Origin of the sequence: Streptomyces cellostaticus (genome assembly GCF_001513965.1) — a bacterium.
Taxonomy (GTDB): Bacteria; Actinomycetota; Actinomycetes; order Streptomycetales; family Streptomycetaceae; genus Streptomyces; species Streptomyces cellostaticus.
This window is the reverse complement of the sequence record NZ_KQ948025.1, coordinates 173,654-187,393: the sequence shown is the minus strand read 5'-3', so window position 1 is coordinate 187,393 and position 13,740 is coordinate 173,654. Positions and strand designations below refer to the sequence as shown.

Below are 13,740 nucleotides of genomic sequence, written 5' to 3'. Positions count from 1 at the left end.
ACCATGGCCAACACCGAAACCGCACTCAAAGAGGCCCTCACCTCCATCGAGGGCGCCACCGGCGTCGCACTCGTCGACTACACCAGCGGCATGGCGCTGGGCACGATGGGCGGCAGCAAGAGCTTCGACCTGAACGTGGCCGCCGCCGGCAACACGGACGTCATCCGCTCCAAGATGCGCACGATGGAACACCTGGGTCTCAAGAGCGAGATCGAGGACGTCCTGATCACGCTGTCGGACCAGTACCACCTGATCCGCCTGCTCAAGGGCCGCGGCGGCAACGGCCTGTTCCTCTACCTGGTCCTGGACTCGGCCCGGGCCAACCTGGCGATGGCCCGGCACCAGCTCAAGAAGATCGAGGAAGACCTGGAGGTCTAAGAGGGTCGGACGAGCGCCGCGGTGCGGCGGCGGGCCCCGCCCGGGGCCGCGTCGCCGGCCGCGATGCCCGTACCGCGCAAGCCCTTCACGGCCCGGCCCGCCGGGCTCCCGCCCCGCTGGTCGAGCCAGTCAACGCGCACCCACAGCAGCGCGTCCCCGGCCCGCTCGCGCTGCCCGAGCCAGGCGGCTTTCAGCCGGAGCCCGGTGCCGGCCCCGGCGAGCAGCATGCCGCCGGCCGCGGGCACCGCGAAGGAGCTGCCGAGCGCGACGGCGAAGGCCAGCAGCAGCCACCAGCGGTGTCCCCGGCGCCAGGTCCGCACGGTCACCGCCCGGTCCTGCAGCACGTCGCACTTGCCCGCGCGGGCGGCCCCGCGGGCGAGGGCGGCATACCGCTTCCGGCGCGCCAGCGCCACGACGGCCGCGGTGATCAGAAACAGCGCGCCCCCGGCCGGCACCCCGATCCGGCGCCCGGTCACACCGGGCACCAGGACCCCGACCCCCGCCGCGAACACCCCGAGCCACCACAGCGGCGCGGCCCCGGCCCGTACGACGACGGCCACCCGGGCCAGTCCCTGTCCTCCGCGTCCTGCGCGCGCCACGTCGGCCTCCCGTGTCACGTGTCCACCTGGCGTCTGCGTTTCCGCACGACGCTAGTGGCACAAGGTGAGACGAGTCTGAGAGCGCGCCAGGTCACTCGACGAACAGGCCGCGGGCCGCCGCGTTCGCGTCGAACTCCTCCAGCCGGGCCTGGGCGTCGGGCAGGTCGTCGCAGACCGCCTCCAGCAGCACCCGGCCGAGCAGCATCGGTGCGCACGCGGTGTCGAAGGCGAGCCCGGTGCCGACGGCGGCGGGCAGCAGCAGGTCGGAGTACTTGGCGACCGGAGCGAAGGCCGAGTCGGCGACCGTGACGACGGTCAGGCCCGCATCCTTGGCGTAGCCGAGGGTGTCGACGACCTCGCGCGGATGCCGGGGCAGCGCGAAGCACAGCAGGGCCGTGGCGCCCGCGCGGACGGCCGCGTCGATGCGGTCGTGGATCATCGTGCCGCCCTCGTTGAGCAGCCGGACGTCCGGATGGACCTTGGCGGCGAAGTACGCGAAGCCGTACGCCTGCGAGGCTGCGGCGCGCAGGCCGAGCACCGGCAGCGGGCGGGAGGCGGCCAGGATCCGGCCGGCCTTCTGCACCGGCCGCGGGTCGGCGAGCAGCTCCGCGAGGTGCTTCAGGTTCTCGATCTCGGCCTCGACGGCCTGCTGGTACTCGTTGTACGAGCCCGTCTCCGCGGCCGGTTCGGCGGGGACGACCTCGCGCAGGTGCTTGCGCAGGGCGGGGTAGCCGTCGAAGCCCAGGGCGACCGCGAACCGGGTCACCGACGGCTGGCTGACCCCGGCCAGCTCGGCCAGCTCCACGCTGGACAGGAAGGGCACGTCGGCGGCCCGCCGCACCATGCTGTGCGCGATGCGGCGCTGGGTCGGCGTGAGCCGGCGCCCCTCGAAGAGCGCCTGCAACCGGGTGGCCGGGCTGTCGATCGCAACGGAGGTCACCTCGGTACTCCTGTCCACGCCCATGCAGTGCTCCCCCTTGCCTATTCAGACACGAAGAACTCTGCATGACGTTATGCAGCCGGGCAAGCGGCATCTCACGATCCGGCGCCATGCGGTACCCACCGCGGCTGTCGCTCAAGGGGCGGTATCGCCGTGGCGATGATCTGACGACGAATCAGCCAAGTGTCGTTAAACGGCCACCGAGGGTGACCGGGCGAGTGCTTACGGTGAAAAGGCGCTACTGGCACAACACCTGAGGAAGCGTCATGGCCTCCAACCGCAGGGCCTTCCTGACGGCCACCGCCGTCACCGCGCTGGCCGCCGCCCCGGCGACGGCCGCGCCCGGTCCCCGCCCCCACCCGCCCGTCACCCCACGCACCGCCCTCGACGAGCTCCTCGCCGGCAACCGGCGCTACGCCGCCGGCCACCCCCGGCACCCGCACGACAGCGCCGGCCGGCGCCGTCTGCTGGCCGCCGCACAGCACCCGTTCGCGGTGATCGTCGGCTGCATCGACTCCCGTGTCCCCCCGGAGCTGGTCTTCGACCAGGGGATCGGGGACCTGCTGTGCATAAGGACCGCCGGCCAGGTGCTGGACGAGGCCGTGCTCGGCTCCATCCAGTACGGCGTGCAGGAGCTGGGCGTCCCGCTCGTGCTGGTCCTCGGGCACGAACGCTGCGGCGCCGTCGCCGCCACGCTGGAGCATCTGCGCACCGGCGCGCCGGTGCCGGGCCACCTGGAACTGCTGGTCGACGAGATCGTCCCCGCCGCCCTCCGCACCCGGGCGCTGCCCGGCGACTGGGCCGAGCACACCCTGCGGGCCCACGCCGCCTGGGTGCGGGACGCGATCCGTGCGGACCCCGCGTTCGGCTCCGCCCATGTCGAGGCCGCGCGGTTCGATCTCGATACCGGGCTCGTCAGCGTGTTGCCCTGAGCCCCTTCACCTCGCGACTGCCCACAGCGGTCTACGGAAACACACCTCATGAAACGCACCCCCGCCCCCACCCGGGCCCTCTCCGTCCTGCCCTCCTCCGCCGACTTCCGCTCCATGACCCGCGCCCCGCGCCGCGACCTCCTGTGCGGGCTGACCGTCGCCGTGGTCGCCCTCCCCCTCGCCCTCGGCTTCGGTGTCACCTCGGGGCTGGGCGCCGCCGCCGGGCTCGTCACCGCGATCGTCGCGGGCGCGCTGGCCGCGCTGTTCGGCGGCAGCGCCCGCCAGGTCAGCGGCCCGACCGGTGCCATGACCGTCGTCCTCGTGCCGATCGTCCACCGGTACGGCGCCGACGGTGTCCTCACCGTCGGCCTGATGGCCGGCGTCATCCTGCTGGCGCTCGCGTTCGCCCGCGCGGGGGCGGCGATGGCGTACGTGCCCGCGCCCGTGATCGCCGGCTTCACCCTCGGCATCGCCTGCGTGATCGCCCTCCAGCAGGTGCCCGCCGCCCTCGGCGTGCGCACGCCGCCGGGCGAGCAGGTCGCCGTCGTGGCGGCGCGGGCGGCCGAGGAGTTCGGCGGCGCTCCGCACTGGCCGGCCCTGCTGCTCGCGGCCGGCGCGGCGGCCGTCGTACTGGCCGGCGCCCGCTGGAAGCCGGCCGTGCCCTTCTCCCTCGTGGCCGTCGCCGCCGCGACCGCCGCCGCCGAGGCGCTGCACCTGCCCGTCACCCGTATCGGCACGCTCCCGGCGTCCCTCCCCGCGCCCTCCCTCGCCTTCCTGGACCTCTCCCGCCTCCCCTCCCTGCTCGCCCCGGCCGCAGCGGTGGCCGCGCTCGCCGCCCTGGAGTCCCTGCTGTCGGCGTCGGTCGCCGACGGGATGCGGCCCGGCGAGCGGCACAACCCGTCGAAGGAGTTGTTCGGGCAGGGCATCGCCAACCTCGCGGCCCCTCTGTTCGGCGGGGTACCGGCGACCGGTGCCATCGCGCGTACGGCGGTCAACGTCCGCACCGGCGCCGCCTCCCGGCTGGCCGCGCTCGCGCACGCCGGGATCCTCGCCGGGATCGCGGCGGTCGCCGCCCCGCTGGTGGGCCGTATCCCGCTGGCCGCGCTGGCCGGAGTGCTGCTGGCGACGGCCGTACGGATGGTGGAGCGGGACGCGGTCCGGGCGATGGCGAAGGCCACCCGCGGCGACGCGCTGGTGCTGGTCCTGACCGCCGGTGCCACGCTCGCCCTGGACCTGGTGCAGGCGGTGCTGATCGGCCTCGGCGTCTCGGTGCTGCTGGCGCTGCGCGCGGCGGTGCGCGGCACCCGGCTGACCCCGGCCGCCGCCGACGAACTCCCGGGCGAGGCGGGCACGGTGACCTACCGGTTCGACGGCCCGCTGCTGTTCGCCGCCGCCCACCGCTTCCGGCGCAGCCTGGCCGACCTGCACGACGGCGTCTCGGCGGTCGACCTCAGGCTGTCCGGGCTGACGGCGGTGGACGCGACCGGGGCGCTGGCGCTGAAGGAGGCGGTCGCCGAGCTGCGCGGGCAGGGCGTCGAGGTCCGCATCAGCGGAGTGGACCTGGGCCACCGCCGGGTCCTGGAGTCCTGCGGGGTCCTCGCGGCCGTGGGCGGCGGCGCGAAGAGGGGGGTTGTCCCCAGTGCGGCGGGCGTGAGCGCTCCTTAGGGTGGAGCCCATGAGCGCACTGGATGCACCGCACGCCGACCTCAAGAAGGACCTGGACGCCACGGTGCGGGCCCGCAGGGAACTGGGCGAGGAGTACGACTCCGCCCTCGTGGACTCCTTCCTGGAGAAGGTCGAGCAGCGGATCGACGACACGGTGGAGCGCCGGGTGCGGCGGCACCTGGCCGAGCAGCGGATGTCGGACGCGCGGGGCGCCCGGCGGCCGAAGTCGGCCGACACCTGGGCCGAGCGCTTCGGCTTCGCCATCGTCTCGCTGGTCCTCGCGATACCGCTGTCCGCGATCGGCGGCGGCCTCGCGGGGATGCCCGGGCTGGTGGCCACCTGGGTCGGCATCGTCGGTGTCAACGCGGCCCAGGCCGTGCGGCTCAACCCGGAGCTGATCACCGGACGGCGCGACCGGTCCGACCGGCAGGACTGAGCTCAGGCCTGCCGGGTCGGCAGCACCATGATCTGGCGCAGGTTGACGTGCCGGGGGCGGCTGGTGGCGTAGGCGACGACGTCCGCGACCTCCGCCGCCGTGAGTCCCCCGATCGCCTCGAACATGCCGTCCAGCTGCCCGGACAGCTCTGTGCTGCCGACGTGCGTCTTCAGCTCGGTCTCGGTGAGTCCCGGCTCGATGTTGGTGACCCGCACGTCACGCGGTCCGAACTCGGTGCGCAGGGACTGCGAGAGATAGGTGACGGCCGCCTTGGTCGCGCCGTACACCGCGTAGTTGGGGAAGGCGATGTGGGCGCCGATGGACGAGACGTTCACCAGGTCGGCGGTGCGGCCCTCGGCGGCCGCGGCCACCAGGTCGGCGCTGAAGGCGCGGATGACCCGCAGCACCCCGGTCACATTGGTGTCGAGCATCCGCTGCCACTCGTCCAGGCGTCCGTCGTCGACGGGGTTCGGCAGCATCACGCCGGCGTTGTTGACGACGAGGTCGACGGGCCCGTAGGCCTCGTGGACCAGATCGCGGGCGGCCTCGACGGACGCGTCGTCGGTGACGTCGGCGGCCACCACCAGCGCCTCGCCGCCCGCGGCCCGGATCTTCCCGGCGACGGTCTCCAGCCGGTCCGCGCGCCGGGCGAACAGCGCCACCCGGGCGCCCTGCGCGGCGAGTTGCAGCGCGACGGCCTCGCCGATGCCGCTGGCGGCTCCGGTGACGACGGCGGTACGGCCGGAGAGGTTCTCGTACGACATGGGTGTTCCCCCTGGTGTGGTCGCCGGGGCGGCTCCCCGGCGCTGACACCACCCTCGCCGGACCCGGCCGCCGTACCCAGGGATGCGCTTTTCCTGGGTCTGCCAGTACCAGGTTGGCGGTCCCGCACCTGACCTACGATCGCCCCATGGACGGGGACTGCAAAGAAGGAAAAGAAGGAGAAGTGGGCGGCTTCCTGCGCTCACGCCGCGCCCGCATCCGGCCCGAGGAGGTGGGGTTGCCCTCGCACGGGCGGCGCCGCGTGCCGGGCCTGCGCCGCGAGGAGGTGGCACAGCTCGCGGGAGTCAGCGTGGACTACTACATCCGCCTTGAGCAGGGCCGGGGCACGAGCGTCTCCGACGCCGTCCTGGACTCGATCGCGCGGGTGCTGCGGCTGGACGAGACCGAGCACGCCTACCTCCGTACGGTGGCCCGGCCCCGCAGGCAGCGCAAGCAGCAGCCGAGCGCGCCCCGCGTGCGCCCCGGCATCCAGACACTGCTGGACGGCATGGAACGCCACCCGGCCTTCGTGCTGGGCCGCCGGATGGAGGTGCTGGCGTGGAACGCGCTCGGCGACGCGGTCAACGGCTTCAGCCGCATGGCACCCGGCGAGCGGAACGTCCCCCGGCAGGTCTTCCTCACCCCCGCGGGCCGGGAGTTGTACCCCGAGTGGGCCGCGGTGGCCGCGCAGACGGTGGCGCACCTCAGGCTGAACGCGGGCCTGTACGCCGACGATCCCGACCTGTGCGCCCTGGTCGGCGAACTCTCCCTGAAGAGCGAGGACTTCCGCCGCCTGTGGGCGGACCACCAGGTCAAGGAGTGCGCGTACGGCGTGAAGAAGGTACGGCATGCGGTGGCGGGCCTGCTGACCCTCCCGTACGAGACCCTGACGGTCCCGGCGGACCCGGACCAGACGATCGTGGTGTACACGCCGGAGCCCGGTTCCGAGACAGCCGAGCGCCTTGCGCTGCTGGGGAGTTGGGAGACGAGCTCCGCCCGCTGAGAAGAATTGCGCGGGGACCGCCGCACCCCCGTTACCGAGGGGCGGGACGACGGCGGTCCCCGCGAGGGACGCGGGCCCGGTCAGGGCCGGGCTTGCGCGTCCGTGGCGTCCATGGAGGTCCGGGAGCCGCTCCGGAAGGTCCTTGACGCCGCTGGGCGCCGGCCGGGGCGGGGAGCCGCTCCCGCCCTGCCGACACCCCCTAATGTGCCGGACCCGTGTTAAGCGGGTGCTGCGCGCACGTGACACGCTCGTACCGCTTGTGAGACGGCTCGATCGGCCGAGGACACCGCAGGTTCGCCGCCGCTACGGGCAGTTCACCGCAGGTTTCCTACTTGTTCCCGCCCTTGGCCAGGAAGGCCAGCAGGTCCTGACGGCTGACCACACCGGTCGGCTTGCCCTCGACCAGGACGATCGCCGCGTCCGCCGAACCCAGCACCTGCATCAGGTCGCCGACCGGCTCGCCGGAGCCGACCTGGGGCAGCGGGGCCGACATGTGCTTCTCCAGCGGGTCCTCCAGCGAGGCCCGCTTGGAGAACAGGGCGTCCAGCAGCTCCCGCTCCACGACCGACCCGACGACCTCGGCGGCCATCACGTCCGGGTGACCGGCGCCCGGCTTGACCACCGGCATCTGCGAGACGCCGTACTCGCGCAGCACCTCGATGGCCTGGCCGACGGTCTCCTCCGGGTGCATGTGCACCAGGGAGGGGATGGCGCCGTGCGCCTTGTCGCTCAGGACGTCGGCGACGCGGGCGCTGGGGCCCTCGTCCTCCAGGAAGCCGTAGTCGGCCATCCACTCGTCGTTGAAGATCTTGCTGAGGTAGCCACGGCCGCTGTCGGGCAGCAGGACGACCACGACGTCGTCCGGGCCGAGGCGCTCGGCGACCCGCAGCGCGGCCACGACGGCCATGCCGCAGGAGCCGCCCACCAGCAGGCCCTCCTCCTTGGCGAGGCGGCGGGTCATCTGGAAGGAGTCCTTGTCGGAGACCGGGACGATCTCGTCGGCGACGGTCCGGTCGTAGGCGGTGGGCCAGAAGTCCTCGCCCACGCCCTCGACCAGGTACGGCCGCCCGGAGCCGCCGGAGTACACGGACCCCTCGGGGTCGGCGCCGATGACCTTCACCTTGCCGTCGCTGGCGTCCTTCAGGTAGCGGCCGGTACCGGAGATGGTGCCGCCGGTCCCCACACCCGCCACGAAATGGGTGATCTTCCCTTCCGTCTGCTCCCACAGCTCGGGGCCGGTCGAGTGATAGTGCGAGAGCGGGTTGTTGGGGTTGGAGTACTGGTCGGGCTTCCAGGCGCCGGGGGTCTCGCGGACGAGGCGGTCGGAGACGTTGTAGTAGGAGTCCGGGTGCTCGGGATCGACGGCGGTCGGGCACACGACCACTTCCGCGCCGTAGGCCCGCAGCACGTTGATCTTGTCGGTGCTCACCTTGTCAGGGCACACGAAGATGCACTTGTAGCCCTTCTGCTGAGCCACGATGGCAAGGCCCACACCCGTGTTACCGCTGGTCGGCTCCACGATCGTGCCGCCCGGCTTCAGCTCCCCGCTCTGCTCGGCGGCCTCGATCATGCGCAGGGCGATGCGGTCCTTCACGGAGCCGCCCGGGTTGAAGTACTCCACCTTGGCCAGGACGGTGGCGTGGATGCCCTGGGTCACGCTGTTGAGCCGCACCAGCGGGGTGTTGCCGACGAGGCTGATCATCGAGTCGTGGAATTGCACCGTTGTCTCCGGTTGCTTGCAAAAACAGTGGTCGTAGTGGTTACGCCAGCCTAAGGCCCCTCGGTGACGCGGCGTGGGCGTTCACTCCCCGTTGAGATTGGCGAACGGGCGGTACGGGGCAAGGAGTGGATGTACGGCTACGAGGAGGTGGCGGCGACGCATGACGAGCATGTCGAGGGCGAGAGTGGCCCGGCGCATCGCAGCCGGAGCGGCGTACGGCGGTGGTGGGGCCGGGCTGGCCGGGGCGGCCGCCGTCGGCCTGCTGCTGGCCGAGCTGCGGCTGGCCCGGCGCCATGTGGGCAACGGCAGCGGCGGACGGGTGCCGGTGGCCGACGGAGTGTACGGCTCGGGGTACGACGTCCCCGGTGAACCGCCCCTCAGACTGAGGCTGCTCGGCGACTCCACGGCGGCCGGGCAGGGGGTGCACCGGGCCGGACAGACACCGGGGGCGCTGCTGGCCTCGGGGCTGGCGGCGGTGGCGGAACGGCCGGTGGAGCTGCGCAACGTCGCCCTTCCCGGGGCGCAGTCGGACGACCTGGACCGGCAGGTGGCGCTGGTGCTGTCGCCTTCCTTTCCCGCCCCCGACATCTGCGTGATCATGATCGGTGCGAACGATGTGACGCACCGGATGCCGCCGACGCGTTCGGTACGGCATCTGTCGGCGGCGGTACGGCGGCTGCGGACGGCCGGGGCGGAGGTGGTCGTCGGCACCTGCCCCGACCTCGGCACCATCGAGCCGGTGCAGCAGCCGCTGCGGTGGCTGGCCCGGCGGGCCTCGCGGCAGCTGGCTGCCGCGCAGACCATCGGGGCGGTCGGGCAGGGCGGGCGCACGGTGTCGCTGGGCGATCTGCTGGGCCCCGAGTTCGAGGCGAACCCGCGCGAGCTCTTCGGCCCCGACAACTACCACCCCTCGGCGGAGGGGTACGCGACGGCGGCGATGGCGGTGCTGCCGACGGTGTGCGCGGCGCTGGGGCTGTGGCCGGCGGAGGAGGAACGTCCCGACGTGTCCCGCCGCGAAGGCTTCCTGCCGGTTGCGCGCGCTGCGGCCGAGGCCGCCTCGGAGGCGGGCACCGAAGTCACGGCAGCGATGCCGACCGGGCCTCGGGGGCCGTGGGCGTTGCTGAAGCGGAGGCGGCGGCGCCGGGTGCCGGAGGCCGAGCCTGCGACCCCGTCACCGTGACCCCTGGGGGCTCCGCCCCCGGGCCCCCGTTCAGCCAAACCGCCGGAGGGGCAAAGCAAGCGCTTAGTAAATTGCGGTCAGTGTCACACCGCGACACCAGTGACCTGGGCCATACGGACGGGTAACTTCCCAACCGGTCCTGCAAACACCCGTACGCCCACCCGTCACCCGACCGCCGCCCCTCAACGAGGCGCTACGCGCCGCCCCTTCCTGTCTGGAGCCGTGATGCCCGAAGCCGTCATCGTCTCGACCGCCCGCTCCCCGATCGGCCGCGCCGGCAAGGGATCCCTCAAGGACCTGCGCCCCGACGACCTGACCGCGACGATCATCCAGGCGGCGCTCGCCAAGATCCCCGAGCTGGACCCGAGGGACATCGACGACCTGATGCTCGGCTGCGGCCTCCCGGGCGGCGAGCAGGGCCACAACCTCGGCCGGATCGTCGCCGTGCAGATGGGCATGGACCACCTGCCGGGCTGCACGATCACCCGGTACTGTTCCTCCTCGCTCCAGACCTCCCGCATGGCCCTGCACGCCATCAAGGCCGGCGAGGGCGACGTGTTCATCTCGGCCGGTGTCGAGACGGTCTCCCGCTTCGCCAAGGGCAGCTCCGACGGCCTGCCGGACACGCAGAACCCGCTGTTCGCCGAGGCCGTGGCCCGTACCGCCGCCGTAGCCCAGCAGGAGGGCACCACGTGGCACGACCCGCGTGAGGACGGGCTGATTCCCGACGCCTACATCTCGATGGGCCAGACCGCCGAGAACCTCGCCCGCTGGAAGGGCGTCACCCGCCAGGAGATGGACGAGTTCGGCGTCCGCTCGCAGAACCTCGCCGAGGAAGCCATCAAGAACGGCTTCTGGGAGCGCGAGATCACCCCGGTGACCCTCCCCGACGGCACGGTCGTCAGCAAGGACGACGGCCCGCGCGCCGGCGTCACGCTGGAGGGCGTGGCGGGCCTCAAGCCGGTCTTCCGCCCGGACGGCCTCGTCACCGCCGGCAACTGCTGCCCGCTCAACGACGGCGCCGCCGCCCTCGTCATCATGAGCGACACCAAGGCCCGCGAGCTGGGCCTGACCCCGCTCGCCCGCATCGTGTCGACCGGCGTCTCCGGCCTCTCCCCGGAGATCATGGGCCTCGGTCCGGTGGAGGCCTCCCAGCAGGCCCTGCGCCGCGCCGGCCTGACCATCGACGACATCGACCTGGTCGAGATCAACGAGGCCTTCGCCGCCCAGGTGATCCCCTCCTACCGCGACCTCGGGATCGACATCGACAAGCTGAACGTCAACGGCGGCGCCATCGCCGTCGGCCACCCCTTCGGCATGACCGGCGCCCGTATCACCGGCACCCTCATCAACTCGCTCCAGTGGCACGACAAGCAGTTCGGCCTGGAGACGATGTGCGTCGGCGGCGGCCAGGGCATGGCAATGGTCATCGAGCGCCTCAGCTGACCCACCCTCGGTAGCCGACCGGGCACAGCAGGTGGGCAAACGGCCCAGAACCCGGAAAACCCCGGGGTTCTGGGCCTTTTTGTGATCCAATCTCCGTCAGGATGTGACCTTTCTCCCTACCCGGAGGCATCTGCGCAGGTCAGTGCCGTGGGCCGGTAAGCGCCGAGACCAAAGTCCTGCCCGTTTCGTGACGTTACGCACTGACAGCTGGTTAGTCCGCCCTTCAAGCTGATGTAGGAAGTCGGGGGTCGACTTTGAACCTGGGAGTACGTCAGTGAGCGCCATGCCGATCGCCCTGCTGCTCACCACGGCCGCCACGGGCGCCGTGGGCGTCGCCGTCCTGCGCACCGTCCTGAAGCTGCGCCGTCAGCTCGCGGACCTTCAGGGCCAGCTCGCCGAGAACCAGTCGGCCGCCATGCGCGCGCTGCTGCCCGCCGCCCGTACGGCCGCCGACACGGACGAGATACGCGCGGCCGTGGCCGAGGCGCTCGCCGAGGAACGGGAGCGGGAGCTGGCCGAGGCCCGTGCGTTCTGGGCCGCCCAGGAGGCCCGTGACGCCTCCGACGCCCCCTCGCTGCTCGGCCTCGCCGACGCCGACCCGTTCCTGCCCCGGCAGGCCGACTTCGCGGGCCTGGAGTCGCTGGAGCCGGTCGCCGAGCCGGCCACCGAGGCCGACGAGAGCGCCGGGGAGTCCGCCGAACTGGCCGCGGCCCGCCGCCGCCACCCCTCGCACCCCGACTTCGTCCCGGTGCAGTCGCCGGTCGTGAACGACCACGAGCGCACGGTGACCACCCTGGAACAGCTCGCCGCCGACCAGGTCGAACTCTCCGACGTCCGCCCCGGCCCCCTCGGCACCCTGGACGTCTACGTCTTCGCCGACGGCACCACCCTGTGCATGACCCCGGGCCACCGGGAAACAGCCGAACGCCTGGCAGCGGCCCTGCGCGAGGGCGAGACACCGTACCTGCTGGGCGGTTCGGGCATCTCCGGCGCCTACACCCTGACCTTCACCTGCGGCGACGACACGGTCTACATCCTGGCGGACCGCGTCATAGCGTCCCTGTAGTGAAGCGCCCCGCGCCTCACACCCCCGCCCTCTTCCGCGCCTCCTCCACCAACCCCACCGCCTCGGAAACCTGGTCCTCGCTCTCCAGCACCAGAGCCAGGTCATGCGCGGCCACCAGGATCTGATCGGCGGCCGCGAACATCCCCGCGTCCGGCATCTCCCGCGCCTGAGCGCCCGGTTCCTCCACGCTCTGCGTCCACCGGGCCAAGTGCCTGGCCAGCGCCAGCGCCTCCGCGGCGGCGCCGCGTTGCAGCCGGCTCTGCGGGGCCGCCCGCAACCGGTCGGCGAAGTGATCCACTGCTCGGGTCAAGGGCGTCGTATCAACCACGCGCCGAGCGTAACGCGCCGCACTGTTGCCAATACGCGAACGCTCAGGCACCGTGACGTGAAGGACCGGCTTACATCCCCTTTGCGTTCGGAGGCGCCGATGTCCCAACTCTTCTCCGAGGAGACCCACCGCAATCTGCTCGCCCGCATCCCGCACTGCACCGGTCGTGAAGTCTCCGACTGGCTGCGCACCGTAGAAGAAGGCCCCGCCCTGTTCCGCTTCGAGGAGAAGGTCAGCTGGCTCCGGCACGAGTACGACCTCGCGTACGGCCACGCCAAGGCGATTGTTCATGAGTACGACCTGAGGAGGGCGGCCCGGAAGCTGCTCTGAGACGCCGAGAGGGCCCCGGTTCGAACCCGGGGCCCTCTCGCACGACCGGCGTGTCGGCTAGTCGTTGTTGCTGAAGATCGCCACCAGCCGCAGCATCTCCACGTAGATCCACACCAGGGTCATGGTGAGGCCGAACGCGGCGAGCCAGGACTCGCCTCGCGGGGCGCCGTAGGCGATGCCGTCCTCGATCTGCTTGAAGTCGAGCGTCAGGAAGAACGCGCCGAGCACGATGGCGATGATGCCGACGATCGCGCCGAGCGGGCCGAAGCTGCGCAGGCCGCCGTGCTCGGCGACGCCGAACGCGACCAGCAGCAGGTTGACCGCCATGACCAGCACGAAGGCGACGGCGATGGCCATGCCGATGCGGGCGTAGCGGGCCGTGACGCGGACCCAGCCGGCCTTGTAGACCAGCAGGGTGGCGGCGGAGACCGCCATGGTGCCGAGCACTGCCTGGAAGGGGGCGCCGCTCCAGCGGCTGTTGTACATCTCGCTGATGACGCCGAGGAAGACGCCCTCGAAGGCGGCGTAACCCAGGATCAGCGCGGGCGACGGGGTGCGCTTGAAGCTCTGCACGAGCGCCAGGACCATCGCGATGATCGCGGCGCCGAAGGCCAGGCCGTAGCTGGTCGCCGAGACCGGCAGCAGCACCCAGGCGAGGACGGCGCCGACGGCGACCGTGCCGAGCGTGAGGGCCGAGCGCATGATGACGTCGTCCATCGTCATCCGGTCGGTGGTGGCCGGGGCCTGCGGCGGGGCGCCGTACTGCACGCCCTGCTGGGCGTACGGGTTCTGGGCGTACGGATTCTGCGCGTAGGGGTTGCCCTGTGCGTACCCGGCCTGCGGTGCGGTGTTGAAGCCGGCGTGGCCGTTGTCGCGGCTGAACCCCCGTCGCGAGAAGACCGGGTTGCTGCTCCTCATTTCACTCCTCCATGGCTGCCTGCGCAGCCTTGGCTCA

General features: G+C 72.3%; 15 protein-coding genes. 9 read left to right on the top strand and 6 right to left on the bottom strand.

The window, feature by feature from the left end; all coding sequences use genetic code 11:
• Window positions 1-3: 3 nt before the first annotated feature.
• The gene (locus tag AQI88_RS22215) at window positions 4-378 is read left to right on the top strand and encodes a roadblock/LC7 domain-containing protein (RefSeq protein WP_067002190.1); all 375 of its coding nucleotides are present in this window, start codon (window positions 4-6) and stop codon (window positions 376-378) included.
• On the opposite strand, the gene AQI88_RS22210 is transcribed toward AQI88_RS22215, so the two are convergent.
• Together AQI88_RS22210 and AQI88_RS22205 are read right to left on the bottom strand one after the other, a co-directional pair.
• Window positions 375-977: a hypothetical protein gene (locus AQI88_RS22210; RefSeq protein WP_079057725.1), complete on the bottom strand. Its 603-nt coding sequence runs from the start codon at window positions 975-977 to the stop codon at window positions 375-377. The genes AQI88_RS22215 and AQI88_RS22210 overlap by 4 nt on opposite strands.
• Before the next feature lie 91 nt (window positions 978-1,068).
• Window positions 1,069-1,941, bottom strand: a complete 873-nt coding sequence (locus AQI88_RS22205; RefSeq protein WP_067002186.1) for a MurR/RpiR family transcriptional regulator — start codon at window positions 1,939-1,941, stop codon at window positions 1,069-1,071.
• A gap of 242 nt (window positions 1,942-2,183) precedes the next feature.
• Here AQI88_RS22205 and AQI88_RS22200 point away from each other — a divergent pair, with 242 nt between their 5' ends.
• The 3 genes from AQI88_RS22200 to AQI88_RS22190 are packed head-to-tail and all read left to right on the top strand — an operon-like array spanning window position 2,184 to window position 4,950.
• Window positions 2,184-2,849 (top strand): carbonic anhydrase, encoded by a 666-nt coding sequence (locus AQI88_RS22200; protein ID WP_067002184.1) that lies wholly within the window; start codon window positions 2,184-2,186, stop codon window positions 2,847-2,849.
• A 48-nt stretch (window positions 2,850-2,897) separates the two neighbouring features.
• Window positions 2,898-4,514 (top strand): SulP family inorganic anion transporter, encoded by a 1,617-nt coding sequence (locus AQI88_RS22195; protein WP_067002182.1) that lies wholly within the window; start codon window positions 2,898-2,900, stop codon window positions 4,512-4,514.
• Window positions 4,515-4,524: 10 nt separating this feature from the next.
• Complete coding sequence (locus tag AQI88_RS22190; protein WP_067002329.1) at window positions 4,525-4,950, top strand: hypothetical protein; 426 nt, start codon at window positions 4,525-4,527, stop codon at window positions 4,948-4,950.
• A gap of 2 nt (window positions 4,951-4,952) precedes the next feature.
• Here the strand turns inward: AQI88_RS22190 and AQI88_RS22185 are convergent, their stop codons facing one another.
• On the bottom strand, window positions 4,953-5,714 hold the full coding sequence (locus AQI88_RS22185) for an SDR family oxidoreductase (RefSeq protein ID WP_067002180.1): 762 nt from the start codon (window positions 5,712-5,714) through the stop codon (window positions 4,953-4,955).
• A 146-nt stretch (window positions 5,715-5,860) separates the two neighbouring features.
• On the opposite strand from AQI88_RS22185, the gene AQI88_RS22180 reads away from it, so the two are divergent.
• Window positions 5,861-6,715, top strand: coding sequence for a helix-turn-helix transcriptional regulator (locus tag AQI88_RS22180; RefSeq protein WP_067002328.1), 855 nt, complete (start codon window positions 5,861-5,863; stop codon window positions 6,713-6,715).
• 328 nt (window positions 6,716-7,043) lie between these two features.
• Here the strand turns inward: AQI88_RS22180 and AQI88_RS22175 are convergent, their stop codons facing one another.
• Entirely contained in the window at window positions 7,044-8,435 is a 1,392-nt protein-coding gene (locus tag AQI88_RS22175; protein ID WP_067002178.1) for a cystathionine beta-synthase, read from the bottom strand.
• 160 nt (window positions 8,436-8,595) lie between these two features.
• Between AQI88_RS22175 and AQI88_RS22170 the strand changes: the two genes are divergently transcribed.
• From AQI88_RS22170 to AQI88_RS22160, 3 genes are all read left to right on the top strand, one after another.
• Window positions 8,596-9,615, top strand: coding sequence for an SGNH/GDSL hydrolase family protein (locus tag AQI88_RS22170; RefSeq protein WP_208615861.1), 1,020 nt, complete (start codon window positions 8,596-8,598; stop codon window positions 9,613-9,615).
• A 225-nt stretch (window positions 9,616-9,840) separates the two neighbouring features.
• Window positions 9,841-11,061, top strand: coding sequence for an acetyl-CoA C-acetyltransferase (locus AQI88_RS22165; protein ID WP_067002174.1), 1,221 nt, complete (start codon window positions 9,841-9,843; stop codon window positions 11,059-11,061).
• A gap of 283 nt (window positions 11,062-11,344) precedes the next feature.
• Window positions 11,345-12,127 carry a hypothetical protein gene (locus AQI88_RS22160; protein ID WP_067002172.1) on the top strand — a complete coding sequence of 261 codons (783 nt, stop codon included), beginning with the start codon at window positions 11,345-11,347 and terminating at the stop codon, window positions 12,125-12,127.
• A gap of 16 nt (window positions 12,128-12,143) precedes the next feature.
• Here AQI88_RS22160 and AQI88_RS22155 read toward each other — a convergent pair whose 3' ends face one another.
• Entirely contained in the window at window positions 12,144-12,455 is a 312-nt protein-coding gene (locus tag AQI88_RS22155) for a hypothetical protein (RefSeq protein WP_079057719.1), read from the bottom strand.
• A 99-nt stretch (window positions 12,456-12,554) separates the two neighbouring features.
• Here AQI88_RS22155 and AQI88_RS22150 point away from each other — a divergent pair, with 99 nt between their 5' ends.
• Complete coding sequence (locus AQI88_RS22150; RefSeq protein WP_020940491.1) at window positions 12,555-12,785, top strand: DUF4287 domain-containing protein; 231 nt, start codon at window positions 12,555-12,557, stop codon at window positions 12,783-12,785.
• A 57-nt stretch (window positions 12,786-12,842) separates the two neighbouring features.
• Here the strand turns inward: AQI88_RS22150 and AQI88_RS22145 are convergent, their stop codons facing one another.
• The gene (locus AQI88_RS22145; RefSeq protein ID WP_067002169.1) at window positions 12,843-13,703 is read right to left on the bottom strand and encodes a Bax inhibitor-1/YccA family protein; all 861 of its coding nucleotides are present in this window, start codon (window positions 13,701-13,703) and stop codon (window positions 12,843-12,845) included.
• Window positions 13,704-13,740 lie beyond the last annotated feature (37 nt).

Excerpts from the sequence above, each read along its gene's own strand:
- AQI88_RS22215 (WP_067002190.1), top strand. The coding sequence starts at position 4 with ATGGCCAACACCGAAACCGCACTCAAAGAGGCCCTCACCTCCATCGAG.
- AQI88_RS22205 (WP_067002186.1), bottom strand. The coding sequence starts at position 1,941 with ATGGGCGTGGACAGGAGTACCGAGGTGACCTCCGTTGCGATCGACAGC.
- AQI88_RS22200 (WP_067002184.1), top strand. The coding sequence starts at position 2,184 with ATGGCCTCCAACCGCAGGGCCTTCCTGACGGCCACCGCCGTCACCGCG.
- AQI88_RS22195 (WP_067002182.1), top strand. The coding sequence starts at position 2,898 with ATGAAACGCACCCCCGCCCCCACCCGGGCCCTCTCCGTCCTGCCCTCC.
- AQI88_RS22190 (WP_067002329.1), top strand. The coding sequence starts at position 4,525 with ATGAGCGCACTGGATGCACCGCACGCCGACCTCAAGAAGGACCTGGAC.
- AQI88_RS22185 (WP_067002180.1), bottom strand. The coding sequence starts at position 5,714 with ATGTCGTACGAGAACCTCTCCGGCCGTACCGCCGTCGTCACCGGAGCC.
- AQI88_RS22180 (WP_067002328.1), top strand. The coding sequence starts at position 5,861 with ATGGACGGGGACTGCAAAGAAGGAAAAGAAGGAGAAGTGGGCGGCTTC.
- AQI88_RS22170 (WP_208615861.1), top strand. The coding sequence starts at position 8,596 with ATGACGAGCATGTCGAGGGCGAGAGTGGCCCGGCGCATCGCAGCCGGA.
- AQI88_RS22165 (WP_067002174.1), top strand. The coding sequence starts at position 9,841 with ATGCCCGAAGCCGTCATCGTCTCGACCGCCCGCTCCCCGATCGGCCGC.
- AQI88_RS22160 (WP_067002172.1), top strand. The coding sequence starts at position 11,345 with ATGCCGATCGCCCTGCTGCTCACCACGGCCGCCACGGGCGCCGTGGGC.
- AQI88_RS22150 (WP_020940491.1), top strand. The coding sequence starts at position 12,555 with ATGTCCCAACTCTTCTCCGAGGAGACCCACCGCAATCTGCTCGCCCGC.
- AQI88_RS22145 (WP_067002169.1), bottom strand. The coding sequence starts at position 13,703 with ATGAGGAGCAGCAACCCGGTCTTCTCGCGACGGGGGTTCAGCCGCGAC.